This is a genomic window from Rhizobium centroccidentale (assembly GCF_030182565.1).
Lineage (GTDB): Bacteria > Pseudomonadota > Alphaproteobacteria > Rhizobiales > Rhizobiaceae > Rhizobium.
Genome location: NZ_JAQJCG010000003.1, coordinates 428630 through 440729 on the forward strand (window position 1 = coordinate 428630; position 12100 = coordinate 440729).

At 59.3% G+C, this 12100-nt stretch carries 12 protein-coding genes; 4 read left to right on the forward strand and 8 right to left on the reverse strand.

The features are described from left to right. Positions 1–36: 36 nt before the first annotated feature. Together PH562_RS05885 and PH562_RS05890 are read left to right on the forward strand one after the other, a co-directional pair. The gene (locus PH562_RS05885) at positions 37–1128 is read left to right on the forward strand and encodes an LLM class flavin-dependent oxidoreductase (protein ID WP_285171999.1); all 1092 of its coding nucleotides are present in this window, start codon (positions 37–39) and stop codon (positions 1126–1128) included. 418 nt (positions 1129–1546) lie between these two features. Then, entirely contained in the window at positions 1547–2209 is a 663-nt protein-coding gene (locus tag PH562_RS05890) for a hypothetical protein (RefSeq protein WP_285172001.1), read from the forward strand. 173 nt (positions 2210–2382) lie between these two features. Here the strand turns inward: PH562_RS05890 and PH562_RS05895 are convergent, their stop codons facing one another. From PH562_RS05895 to PH562_RS05930, 8 genes are all read right to left on the reverse strand, one after another. Next, positions 2383–3222: a mechanosensitive ion channel family protein gene (locus PH562_RS05895; protein WP_113231130.1), complete on the reverse strand. Its 840-nt coding sequence runs from the start codon at positions 3220–3222 to the stop codon at positions 2383–2385. Positions 3223–3342: 120 nt separating this feature from the next. Beyond that, positions 3343–4812: a sensor domain-containing diguanylate cyclase gene (locus tag PH562_RS05900; RefSeq protein ID WP_285172003.1), complete on the reverse strand. Its 1470-nt coding sequence runs from the start codon at positions 4810–4812 to the stop codon at positions 3343–3345. A gap of 218 nt (positions 4813–5030) precedes the next feature. Then, on the reverse strand, positions 5031–5480 hold the full coding sequence (gene mntR / locus PH562_RS05905; RefSeq protein ID WP_113231132.1) for a manganese-binding transcriptional regulator MntR: 450 nt from the start codon (positions 5478–5480) through the stop codon (positions 5031–5033). A 152-nt stretch (positions 5481–5632) separates the two neighbouring features. Further along, entirely contained in the window at positions 5633–6703 is a 1071-nt protein-coding gene (locus tag PH562_RS05910; RefSeq protein ID WP_285172004.1) for an LLM class flavin-dependent oxidoreductase, read from the reverse strand. An 85-nt stretch (positions 6704–6788) separates the two neighbouring features. Beyond that, a complete protein-coding gene (locus tag PH562_RS05915) occupies positions 6789–7643 on the reverse strand; it encodes an ABC transporter permease subunit (RefSeq protein WP_113231134.1) in 855 nt (284 codons plus the stop codon). Continuing rightward, positions 7640–8428 (reverse strand): taurine ABC transporter ATP-binding protein, encoded by a 789-nt coding sequence (locus tag PH562_RS05920; protein WP_113231135.1) that lies wholly within the window; start codon positions 8426–8428, stop codon positions 7640–7642. The genes PH562_RS05915 and PH562_RS05920 overlap by 4 nt, the downstream gene beginning before the upstream one ends. Positions 8429–8483: 55 nt before the next feature. Next, positions 8484–9497, reverse strand: coding sequence for a taurine ABC transporter substrate-binding protein (tauA, locus tag PH562_RS05925; protein ID WP_285172005.1), 1014 nt, complete (start codon positions 9495–9497; stop codon positions 8484–8486). Positions 9498–9767: 270 nt separating this feature from the next. Then, positions 9768–10121: a hypothetical protein gene (locus PH562_RS05930; protein ID WP_285172006.1), complete on the reverse strand. Its 354-nt coding sequence runs from the start codon at positions 10119–10121 to the stop codon at positions 9768–9770. 141 nt (positions 10122–10262) lie between these two features. On the opposite strand from PH562_RS05930, the gene PH562_RS05935 reads away from it, so the two are divergent. Further along, positions 10263–10913, forward strand: a complete 651-nt coding sequence (locus PH562_RS05935) for a UdgX family uracil-DNA binding protein (RefSeq protein ID WP_285172007.1) — start codon at positions 10263–10265, stop codon at positions 10911–10913. Positions 10914–10956: 43 nt separating this feature from the next. Continuing rightward, positions 10957–12099: an HlyD family secretion protein gene (locus tag PH562_RS05940; RefSeq protein ID WP_285172008.1), complete on the forward strand. Its 1143-nt coding sequence runs from the start codon at positions 10957–10959 to the stop codon at positions 12097–12099. Position 12100 lies beyond the last annotated feature (1 nt).

Here is a 12100-nt window from a genome sequence, read left to right on the forward strand (position 1 = left end):
ATAGGCGCGAGGTGAACTCGGGAGGAGAAAGCCGCCATGAAGATGCATCCGCTGAAGGGGCCGAACCGGCTGAAGCTCGGTGTTTTTTCGACCAACGCGGATGGCGGCCTTGCCATTACCGACGTGCCGGAGCGCTGGACGGCAGGGTGGCAGGACAATCTGACGGCGGCGCAGATTGCGGATCGGGCGGGGCTTGAGTTCTTTCTACCGATCGCCCGCTGGCGCGGTTTTGGGGGCAAGAACCGCGTGCGCGAATGGTCGTTCGAGACCTTCACCTGGGCGGCTGCGCTGTCGGCTGCGACCGAGCAGATCGGCCTCTTCATGACGGTGCACGTGCCGATCGTCCATCCCCTTTATGCCGCCAAGTCGCTTGCGACAGTCGACCATATCAGCCAGGGGCGGGCGGGACTGAACATTGTCTGTGGCTGGAACCCGAAGGAGTTCGGCATGTTCGGCGTGCCGCTCGTCGAAAAGGGCTACGACCAGGCAGCCGAATGGCTCGAAATCGTCGAGAGGCTCTATGCCTCGGATGAGCCCTTTGACTATGCCGGCACCTATTACCATTTGAAGGAAGCCGTCAGCCGTCCCGCAAGCCTGCAGGCGCCGCGGCCGGTGACGATGAATGCGGCTTTCGGCGGCCCCGGCCGAGACTTTGCCGCGGCGCATTGCGACTATCTTTTCACCACCTTCACCGAGATCGATGACGCCGGGAAGCATGTGGCTGATATCGCCGCACGGGCGGAAGGAAAAGGCAGGCAGGTCGGCGTTTATACCGTCTGTCACGTCGTCTGCCGCGAGACACAGACGGAGGCGGAAGACTATTATACCCGCTATGCCGTGACGATGACCGATCACGCTGCCGTCGACCAACACATGGCCGGCAAAAAAGAGTTCTCGCAGTCCCATGATCGCGAGGCCTATGACCACTACCGGCAGCGCTTTGCCGGCGGCGCGGGCAGCTACCCGCTGATCGGCACGCCGCAGCGCATTGCCGAAGAGATGATCGCCATTGCCGGGCAAGGCTATGCCGGCATCGCCTTGTCCTTCGTCAACTACACGCAGGAACTGCCTTATTTCTGCGATCGGGTGCTTCCGATTCTGAAGAAGGCTGGGCTCCGCGTAGGGTGAATCACCGTTTCTATGGTTCGCGCCCCTGCCGCTCGCGGGAATGTGATCATCCTTCAATGACGAATTGGCTATCCGGCCAAGGCTGATTTTCCTGGCCGCTCGCGATGATGTCGCTTTCATGCTGCGGCGTCGCAGGTGCGACATGTGTGCAACGCAGCAAAAAACTCGAGGGCAAGGGGTTTACAAGCGTGACCCCGGATGGGATTCTTTTTCGGTGAAGGGTGCTGCTTGATTGGAAGCAGCGTCATTCCCTTCGACCGGACGCCGTAAATCTTGGCTCCGATGCGTCGCTATCTTGCTGGCGCTTAACCGAACAAAATCAATCCGAAGCCAGAATGCGGCGTTGTTCCGCGCTGGCTGTTGCCTTGTTGCGCCCTGAACATCATGAGGTCGGGGTATAGAGAATGCGGGCTTTAACATGGGCTTCAAGTCAAAACACATTCTTCGCGGCGTTCTTGGTCTTCTTGCGAGTGTCAGCTTGCCGCAGGTCACCAAAGCCAGCGATCTGATGATCTGGTCGCCGGTCAAAGTGGCGCCGCGAATATATAAGACGACGCTTGGTTTCCGGCTGCCGATGGCCTGGGATGTTAGTGCCGGCATGGATCTTGGCCTTGGTAGCGCTGCCACCGGCGCGATCTTGCGAAGCAGCAGCCTGGCAACGCTCTGGGGCACGGCGATCGACGATCACAAGCGCTTTTCGACCGTGTGGCGTCGCGAAGTCTCCGTGAGGGTGGACACTCTCAATAGCACGGGAACGCTTTGCCTCGAGCGCTCGCGAAGCTGGACAGTGTCGGAAAATCTGGACATGAGCACGTCGAGGTCGCTGAACGTAAATTACGCGGGCACGCGGAATGCGGCAAATTCCGTTACCGCGACACAAGCCGTTACCGTTGCTGTTCCTTGGACGGGAACGTCCTTATCTGCGATCGGCAATCTGAAGGACGTGGGCAGCGTCTTTTCGAGCATGGTCTCGTTTCAGCAGCCTTTGGCGCCGAACCTCAATTTCTCGGCCTCCTTCGCCGATCCGCAGACTTTGACACCGGCTGGCAATGTACGCTTGGACTACCGTATCAAATGGTAGATACCCGAGGTTTCTAAGTTCGGCCCTTTGCATATCTCGGTGGGGAACAAATGTCCCTCGCGGAAGTTTAGAGCGGGCAGGACATCGATCTTGCTCGAGGTGTCATGACCTCGCGAAGCCTGCCGCTGGTTCAACTCCCTGCCGGCGGCAGGCTTAGCGTTGCACCGGAGAACTCAGTCAGCGGATCCTGTCGCTTCCGTCGGCGATTTGATCGTTATGTCGGGCTCGGCAAGCTTAGCCTTGAGCTTCGAGATGACATCGTGCCGGACATCAGACCAGGACGAGGTGATCGCCCAATATTCGATGTTGAGCACGGCTTGATCGACGGCCAGCTCGTCGAGAAAAACCTTCGGTGCGGGTGTGGTCTTGATGCGCTGATCCGCTTTCAGGATATCGAGGATTGTTTTGCGGGCAAGATCGATGTCGATTTTCTCACCCATGGCAACGGACAATTGCTGGCGGCGGTCCGGCTCGCGGCTGTGGTTGATGATGGGCGTGTTCCAGAGCGTCGAGTTCGGCGCCATCAGATAGAGGCCGTCGGCCGTCCTCATCTCCGTCGCGAAGAGCCCGATCTCCTTGATGTAACCTTTGACGTTCGCGGTCTCGATATATTCGCCGACCCGGAATGGCCGCAGGATCAGCAGCATGATGCCGGCGGCGATGTTTTGAAGCGTGCCTTGCAGTGCCAGGCCGATCGCCAGGCCGGCAGCGCCGAGAGCGGCGATGATGGAGGCGGTCTGAACGCCGAACTGGCCAAGGACGGTGATGAAGACAAGGATAAGCAAGCTGTAGTGCAAGACATTCTGGAAGAAGCTCGCGAGCGTTTCGTCTATGCCGCGAATGCGCGAGATGACACGGTAGGCCGACCGGCTGATAATGCCCGCAAGAAGCCAGCCACCGATCAGAAGAATGATCGCGCCGAGAAGCGAAAATCCATATTGAACCGCGAGTGCCGAGGCCTGGTCGAGTGCCGAGCGAGTGGCGACGACGATATTGGTCGTTTGATCGTCCATGTCAAAACTCCATCTTTTCCAGAAAGCCAAATGAGAAGTCGCGTTTTTTGCTCCGGGCGATCGGACGCATGAAACTCAACTGTTCAATGGCTTATGCGGGCTATTTTCTCTGCCGGAGCGTCAGGCGCCGTGCTTTGCCTGATGTGGGCCTATGGTGGCCGCTGCGGCGTAATGAGCCTTCTTTTGTTCGTACATGCCGAGATCCGCGCGCTTGATCATGGCCTCCATGGTTTCGCCGGGCAAGCTCGTGGCAATGCCGATGGAGACGCTGAGGGGCGCGCTGGAATAGAACTGATTGTTGATCTTCAGCAGTTCGTTGATCGTCTCGACCATCGCGGCAGCCGCGATTTCATCGGCGCCCGGCATGAGAACGGCAAATTCGTCGCCGCCGATGCGGGCGGCGTGGTTCGGCAGGGAGACGACGCTGTTCAGCACCTCGCCCATGCGGCGCAGCAGCGCGTCGCCAGCATCGTGGCCGCTCTCGTCATTGGACTCCTTCAGGCCGTTCAGATCGAGAATGATGGCCGATACCGGCCGAAGCGATTTGCGCTCCAATCTGTTGAGCTCCTCCATATAGAAGGCGCGGTTGTAAAGTCTGGTGAGCACATCGTGCTTGCCGAGATATTCGAGGTAGGCTTCCGCTTTCTTGCGCGCGGTAATATCGGTAAGCGCCACCTGCACCAGGGACCAGTCGTCCTCGTAACCGGGAAAGACCGAAAACTGCAGGAGGACGTGACGCTCCGATCCGTCGAGCGCGTAGTTCAGCACCTCACGCTGATGGAAAAGGCGACTGTTCCACAATTCCACCAATTGCCCCCGAAAATGCTTCTCCATGTCATCGCGGAACACTTCACCGATCCGCTGATGCAGGGTCTGGCGGTCCGGTGCGCAGAAGAGATCGAGCGTTGCCTGATTGACATCGAGCACGCTGATCTCGCTCATGCATTGCTGTACGAATTCCGGATGCACGTCGAGAAATACCTGAAAGTCGACGATGCCTCGGTGGCGGATCTCATCGAGCAGGATCTTGATCCGGCTGAAATCCTCGACCCAAAGGGAAACCGGCGAATGCTCGAACATGCCTTCGGCATAGCGGCGCTGCCGCTCTTCCTGCCGTCTCGCCTCCTCGCGGGCCGTCACGTCTTCTGTCGTCAGCAGCAATCTGTTCCAGGAGGTCTCGTGGCCCGGCAGGATGACGCCGCGTAGCAGGATGTCGAGCCGTTTGCCGCCGAGGGAATAGTTGATTGCGGTACCGGAAAACTCGGTCTTGCCTTCCCAGAGCGCCACAAGCTCGTTCACATGGCTTTGCAGCATCTCGTCCCGGAAGACCCGCGAAAGACTTCCGACGAGCGTCTCGAAGGACGGCGCCTCGAAGAGCTCCAGCGTCCTGGCATTGACGGCAAGAAGCTTGATCTTTTGCGAGCAGGACCCGACGCGCTGCACGTCGGCGAGCAGATGGGAACGCAGGTCCGTCACGCCTTCCGCACGCCAGAGTTCGAACTGCTCCTTGACGCCGCTGAAATCCTCCAGCCACATGGCGACGGGGGCAAGGTCGAAAACGGTGCTGCTGAAGTCCTGGGCGTTCATCATGATTCCCTGCACCGGCAACAAAAGTCAGTATGCGAAATGGAAAGCCGGCAGTTCGCTAAATTCTGCTTAGCGAGCATTGGTAAACCTTGCGTTGATATCAAGTGGCCGGTCAAGCCGGACAGTCACTGTCCGCTTCTTTTCAACTCATTCTTGTCAAAACTGTGCCCCAAACGGCTCTCTAGCGCGATCGCTATCGGGTTGATCCGATGCAGGGGCAGTCATGTCTTTAAAAAACGCTCGAAGGCTTCTAGGGTCTTTTCGCTGACATGGTGTTCGATGCCCTCGGCATCATTTCTTGCCGTATCAGGATCGACGCCGAGACGGCAAAGGACGGCCTCGACGATCTCATGACGCCGGCGGGTTGCCACCGCCAGGCGCTGCCCTTCTTCAGTCAGGAACACGCCACGATAGGGGCGCTGCGTGATCAGGTTTTCCTCCGCGAGCCGCTTGAGCATTTTTGCAACCGTCGGCTGCGTCACTCCCAGCCTCTGTGCAATATCGGTCTGGCGCGCTTCACCGGCATGTTCTATCAGATCGGCGATGAGCTCGACGTAATCCTCCATCAATTCCGTGCGTCGATCGTCTCGGCTTTTCTGAAAGGCCTCGGCATGCGTCTCGATCTCGGTCGAAGAAAGACGGCTTTCCAGGGCGGCAGGCAATTTCGTCAAGGCGGCTCATCTCCCTCTTGATTAAGAGTCATGTAATGATGTTTAGCCTCGACTATAAATAATTCAAAGACGTTATGAAACCCCGGCGACCGATCCCGGCCAGCCGTGAAATCGAAATTCCTATGTCTCAGTTGATTCGTCGCGCCACGCCTTCAGACGCGCAACAGCGGCAGCAGTTGCTTACCCTGCCGCTTTATTTCCGAGAGGTAGGGTGTGTCCGAAAGAACGAAATGCGTGATGCCGAGATCGCGGTACTTGCGCAGGGAGCTGGCGACATCCTCTGGCGAGCCGACCAGCCAGGTTGTGCCGGCACCGCCGCCGCCGAACTTGCCCGGTGCGGTATAGAGATTGTCGTCAAGCACATCGCCGCGCGCGGCGAGATCGAACAGTCGTTTCTGGCCCACTGCGATCGATTGCCGGTGATCGTTCCAGCCGACGCCCTTATTCTTAGCCATCTCGGCGACTTTCGCCTCGGCATCGGTCCAGGCCTGCTCCGTTGTGTCGCGCACCAGCGTCGTAATGCGCAGTCCGAATTCTAGCGGCGGCAGATCGCGATCAAGATCTCTGCTTAGCGCCCTCAGCCGGCTGATCCGCTCCGCGATGTCGGCGAGTGGCTCGCCCCAGAAAAGCTGAACATCTGCCTCCGTGGCGGAAACGCGTTCCGCAGCATCCGAAGCGCCGCCGAAATAGAGCTTGGGATGCAGACGTTCACCGCGAGGCTCGATACGCGGAGCCGCCGTGGATTCTCTGACGCGAAAGTGTTCTCCCTCATAGGTGACATTCTCTTCGGTCCAGAGCTTGCGGGTAAGCCGCATGAATTCTTTGGTGCGCCCATAGCGGTGGGCTTGATCGCCTTCGCTGTCGCCATAAGCGGCAAGATTGTCCTTGCCGGAAACGATGTTGATGCGCACCCGGCCGCCGCTCAGCTGATCCAGCGTGGCAGCAGCGGAGGCGAAGTGCGCCGGGCGCCAATAGCCTGGACGGATTGCGATGAGCGGCTCGAAGCTGGTGGTGCGCGCAGCAAGTGCGGCCGCCACGGTGAAGGTGTCGGGCCGGCCCCAGCCGGTGCCGATCAATGCACCCTTCCAGCCGTGATCCTCCAGCGCCTTGGCATGGCTCGCGAGCGTCTCCAGGCTGTTATGGTTCTCGACGGCGGAATCGCCGCGATGGCCCGGTTTGACGTCATTCGGGATGTACCAGAGAAATTCGCTGCTATCGCTCATGCCTGCGCCTGTCGGTCCGTCTGAATTGATAGGGGATTTGTAGCGAAGCGAGCCGTGATCAATCCTCGGCTCACCTTCCTTGCGTCTAAAGCTTACCCTTCCAAGGGACGAGCACGGCTTCAAGAATGCGGACGGCGGTCGAGAAGGCGAAGGCGCAGACCGCAATGATGCCGATGCCGACGAAAACGACGTCGGTGGCAAGGAACTGTGATGCCGACATGATCATGAAGCCAACGCCGCGGGTCGAAGCAATGAGTTCGGCTGCCACCAGCGTTCCCCAGCCGATGCCGAAGGCGATCCGGATACCGGTCAGGATTTCCGGCAGGGCCGAAGGCAGGACGACGTTGAAGAAAAGGTGCAGCCGGTTCGCGCCGAGAGACCGCGCGGCATTGACCCGCTCCAGGGGCAGCGAACGAACGCCGGCTTGGGCCGACAGGCAAATCGGCGCGAACATGGCGAGCACGAGGAGGGTAATCTTCGAGGTCTCACCGATCCCGAGCCATATGATCATCAGCGGCAGGTAGGAAAGGGGCGGAAGCGGCCAATAAAATTCGATGGGCGTATCGAGAATTCCCTTTGCCCAGCGGTTGAGGCCCATCAGCAGACCGACAGGAATGCCGACCCCGATCGCGATGGCCGCGGCGACGACGATGCGGAACAGGCTTGCCGATATATGTTCGGAAAGCGAGGCACCCGCATAGCCGTCGCGATAGACAACGCCGATCTGCGCCAGCACCTCATCGGGGCGAGGCAGAAAGAGATGAGATACCAGGCCGAGCTTGGCGACGAGCCACCACAATGCCAGGCAGACGATTGCAGTCGCAATGCTGATGGCGACGGTGGGTTTCTCGCCAACGCCGAAGCCGGGAACACGAACCAGCTTCGGTTGTGTTTCCCTTTGAGAAACGGTGGCGGAGTGCGTTTCGATGATGTCGCTCATGCCGCACTCCTGATGTTGTCAGCACTGTGGAGGATGGTGCGAATTTCGTCCCGAAGATTGCCGAATTCGGGAGAAGACAGGATCGCTCTCGTATCGCCGCTGGCGGCAAAACGATGCACGAAATCAAGCTCGAAACGCGCGACGACACGCCCCGGCCTCGGAGACATAACCAGAACCTCCGTGCCGAGAAACAACGCCTCCTCGATCGAGTGGGTAATGAAGAAAATGCGCTTGTCGGTTCTGGCCCAGATGGAAACCAGAAGCTCCTGCATCTGCTCGCGCGTCAGGCTGTCGAGCGCGCCGAATGGTTCGTCCATCAGCAGGATATCCGGATCAGGGGCGAGCGCCCGTGCAATGCCGACCCGCTGGCGCATGCCGCCCGACAATTCATAGGGTAGAGCATTGGCAAAGTCGGTGAGGCCCACCAGCCGCAAAAGCTCGGATGCTCGATCGCGGCGTTCCCGCTTGCCCAGTCCGGCAAATTGCAGGCCGAGAGCCACGTTGTCGATGACGGACTTCCATGGCAGCAGCGAATCCTTCTGGAACACGACGCCGCGATCAGCGCCTGGCCTGGAAACAGGCCTGCCGTCGAGCGTGATCTTCCCCTCGGACAACGGCAGGAAGCCGGCGATCGCATTGAGCAGAGTAGATTTGCCGCAGCCGGATGCGCCAAGCGCCACGACGATGCCGCGTTCGGGAATGTTGAAGGAAACGCGATCGAGCGCGTGAACGGTCCTGCCGTCACGCGCTGCAAAGAAGACGCTTGCATGGTCGACTTGAAGCATGGGTTCTCTCGATATTGCGGCGCCGGCGTGACAAGCGCGCCGGCGCCGGGGAGGATCAGTTGCTTGCGCTGACAAGCGCATCGGCGGTGACGAACGCGCCGTAGTTCGGCAGGACTTCGGAGACTTTTCCCTGGATCTTCAGGAAGGCGGCCGTGTCCTTGAGGATTTTTGCCGCGCCGGACTGATCGCCGCCACCGAGCCAGGCGGCCGATGCTTGCACGTCGGGCGTCAGCAGAGTGAGGTTTTTCAGCGCTGCTGCCTGCTGGTCTGCCGTGCCGCCCAGAAGCTTGGCAAGCGCCTTGGCGTTGTCGCTATCCGGTCCCCACGCCGCTTTATCGGCTGCGAACGAGGCGTAGTATTTGTTGATCACCGAGGCATAGGCCTTCAGGAACTTCGGGTTGTCTGCTGCGAATTTCGAGGTTGCGACCCAGGCGGAAAATGTCGGAGCGCCCTTGTCGGCGACATCTTTGGAGGTCACCAGGACTTTGCCGTTCTTCTTCAGCTCAGTGAGTGCCGGGTCCCAGACGAAGCCGCCGTCGATATCGCCGCGATTGTAGCTTGCGACGATTTCCGGCTGCGAGATGGCAAAGACCTGTACGTCCTTTTCGCTCAAGCCAAGAGACTTGATGAGGGCGAGCAGCTGATAGTGGTCGGTGGAAACGGGGGCTGCCGCGAGCTTCTTGCCCTTCAGATCGGCAAGCGTGTTGATGCCGGAGCCATTGCGTACCACCAGAGCTTCATCGACGCCGGAGATGGACGAGAGGTAGAATGCCTTCACCTCCAGCCCGCGCGAGGCGGCAGCGGCAAACGGGCTTGAGCCGACATAGCCGATCTGGACGTCGCCGGATGCGATAGCGGCGAAGATCTCCGCCCCGGAATTGAATTTGCGGAAGTCGATTTCGTAGCCGGTCTCCTTCGCGAAATCGCCATTGGCGATGGCGACCGAGGAGGGCAGGGCATCAGTCTGATAGGCGACGACGACCTTCTTGTCGGCAGCGGCCGCGCTGGCCGCCATGGAAATGCTGGCGAGACCTAAGACGGCCGCAGCGATCAGTGTATTGAACTTCATGATTAGTCCCCTTGGCCGGATCAGATTTTCCGGCGGTTCCCTGAATGCAATGCGTAGAACCTAGCGAAATCGGGGGCGGGATCGATAGAAATAGCAAACTATTTTTATAGAATATAATAGGAATTGTTTGTCTGAATTCACGAAGACGACAGGGCTAGCACCTTTTCGGCGGAGCGAAGCCGACACGGATACCGCCGCTCAGGACCTCGTCGAGATCCTGAACTCTAGTCGGCGTCGGTCATTCCCACAGGAAGGCGAAAGCCCCGCCGCCTAACTGGCGCTTTCGCGCTCGTTGAGATCGATCTGGCCTCTTTCCGCCAGAATCGGCAGCGCGATATTATGCTGCGCCTCATTCATTTCCTGCACCGTGACGAGCGTTCCTCCTCGTTCGAGGGCGGCTGCATAGGCGGCACGCTGCTCCTCATGAAAGAAGATGCCCGTCAATGCATCCAGAAAACCGATGTGATCGGTCGGTGAGGTATCGGGCCGGTTGCCCGGTGTCATGGTGATCGCGTCCTTCGGGATACCGGCATCCATCAACGCCTGGGCTGCAGCTTCCGCTTCATATTCGTCGTCGAAGAATGCGGTCAATGCAAAGGAGCCGGTTTTACTTTCGCTGTTCATGGCGGGTTCTCCGTTCTCGTGGTCTCACTGTCTTAACGAGCACCTGGGGAGGGTGTTCCCTTTTGATGAGAATCCCGCATGGAACAAACAGAAGGACGATTAGTTGATCGTCGTAGAATCTGGAACCATAGCGAGCCCCCAATGCTCGATAGATTTCCTTCGGCCGGCGCAGGCCCATCGCTCACTTATGAGCATGCGAATGCAGAGACACTTGATAATCTGCATGAAGATGCTCGATCCTGCACACGCTGCGATCTCTATCGCAACGCCACTCATCTGGTGTTCGGCGAAGGGCCGGCCCGGGCCGACATCGTGCTGGTCGGCGAACAGCCGGGCGACAAGGAGGATGTGGCCGGCCGGCCTTTTGTCGGACCGGCGGGCCGGCTCCTTGATGAATGCCTTGAAGAAGCCGGCGTGGATCGAGACCGCTGCTATGTCACCAACGCCGTGAAGCATTTCAAATATCAGATGCGTGGCAAGAAGCGATTGCATGCCAGGCCCAATGCCGGCGAGGTGCAGCGCTGCGCCTGGTGGCTGGGAGCAGAGCTCGAATTGCTAAAGCCGAAACTTGTCGTCGCGCTTGGGGCGACGGCCGTATCCTCGCTGCTCGGCTCGAAAGTTAAGGTCATGCGCGACCGCGGCCAGATTCTGCATCCGTCGCGAAAACTCGATGTCCTAGTGACCATTCATCCTTCGGCGCTCCTGCGGATCAGGGAAGCGGACGAGAGGGAAAAAAACCGGCTCACCTTCATTCGGGATCTCAAAAAGATCCGAAGTTTTCTGCGGCACTGACAATCCTCTCCAGACGCAACTGCAGAACAGCAAAGGTCATGTCATGGCTGATAATCAACCCAATATTGCGGAAACCAAGCCGGATCGGCTGAAACAGCAGCCTGTTGATGACGCCGGTCGCCAAAATGATGCAACGGCTGAAAAGCGCCCCTCCTTCATTCGCCGTCATCCCTTCTCCATTCTGCTCGGCATTGTCGTGTTGCTTGCACTGATCGTAGCGGCATGGTTCGTCTGGAAGATCTATTTCCATCCCTATGAGTCGACGGATGATGCCTTTGTCGATGCGCGCAGCTTTTCGGTTGCCGCCAAAGTATCCGGCTATGTTGCCGAGGTTCCGGTAACCGATAACCAGTCCGTCAAAGCCGGCGATGTCATCTTGAGGATCGATCCGCGTGACTATCAGATCGCGCTCGATCAGGCGAACGGGCAGGTAGAGGTGGCGAAGGCCTCGGTCGACAGCGCCGGCGCGCAGATCGAGGCAGCGAGCGCCGCCGTCGACGTCGCCAAGGCGCAACAGAATTCCGCCACCGCCGCTCTGCAATTTGCACAGCAGGAATCCAATCGCCAGCAGCAACTGGTCAAGACCGGCTCCGGCAGCGTGCAGGCCGTGCAGCAGGCTACGGCAACCCTGCAGCAGGATCAGGCGAGCCTCGCCCAGATGCAGGCGAACATCATCTCGGCGCAGAAGAACAAGGCCGTTGCCGAGGCGCAAAAATCCAGTGCGCTCGCCAGCCTCAAGCAGGCACAGGCCCAAGCCGAAGAAGCGCAGCAGAACCTTAGTTACACGACGATCACGGCGGCCCAGCCAGGACGCATCGTGCGCCTTGCCGGCGCCAAGGGGCAGTATGTGGAGGCGGGACAGGCGATCTCGACATTCGTTCCCGACGATGTCTGGATTACGGCGAACTTCAAGGAGACGCAGCTCACCGACATGCGGCCGGGTCAGCCGGTGGACATCACGATCGATGCCTATCCCAATCACACGCTCCACGGCAAGGTGGCCTCGGTTCAGCCGGGCTCCGGCACCGCCTTTTCGCTGCTGCCAGCGGAAAACGCGACCGGCAATTACGTCAAGGTCACGCAGCGCGTGCCGGTCAAGATCATCGTCGACAGATGGCCCGCTGATGTTGCAATCGGTCCCGGCATGTCCGTGGTGCCGACAGTGACGGTGCGCCCGAGGAGCTGAG

Coding starts and splice junctions, on each gene's coding strand:
- PH562_RS05885 (WP_285171999.1), top strand. CDS start 37: ATGAAGATGCATCCGCTGAAGGGGCCGAACCGGCTGAAGCTCGGTGTT.
- PH562_RS05890 (WP_285172001.1), top strand. CDS start 1,547: ATGGGCTTCAAGTCAAAACACATTCTTCGCGGCGTTCTTGGTCTTCTT.
- PH562_RS05895 (WP_113231130.1), bottom strand. CDS start 3,222: ATGGACGATCAAACGACCAATATCGTCGTCGCCACTCGCTCGGCACTC.
- PH562_RS05900 (WP_285172003.1), bottom strand. CDS start 4,812: ATGATGAACGCCCAGGACTTCAGCAGCACCGTTTTCGACCTTGCCCCC.
- PH562_RS05910 (WP_285172004.1), bottom strand. CDS start 6,703: ATGAGCGATAGCAGCGAATTTCTCTGGTACATCCCGAATGACGTCAAA.
- PH562_RS05915 (WP_113231134.1), bottom strand. CDS start 7,643: ATGAGCGACATCATCGAAACGCACTCCGCCACCGTTTCTCAAAGGGAA.
- PH562_RS05920 (WP_113231135.1), bottom strand. CDS start 8,428: ATGCTTCAAGTCGACCATGCAAGCGTCTTCTTTGCAGCGCGTGACGGC.
- tauA (WP_285172005.1), bottom strand. CDS start 9,497: ATGAAGTTCAATACACTGATCGCTGCGGCCGTCTTAGGTCTCGCCAGC.
- PH562_RS05930 (WP_285172006.1), bottom strand. CDS start 10,121: ATGAACAGCGAAAGTAAAACCGGCTCCTTTGCATTGACCGCATTCTTC.
- PH562_RS05935 (WP_285172007.1), top strand. CDS start 10,263: ATGCTCGATAGATTTCCTTCGGCCGGCGCAGGCCCATCGCTCACTTAT.
- PH562_RS05940 (WP_285172008.1), top strand. CDS start 10,957: ATGGCTGATAATCAACCCAATATTGCGGAAACCAAGCCGGATCGGCTG.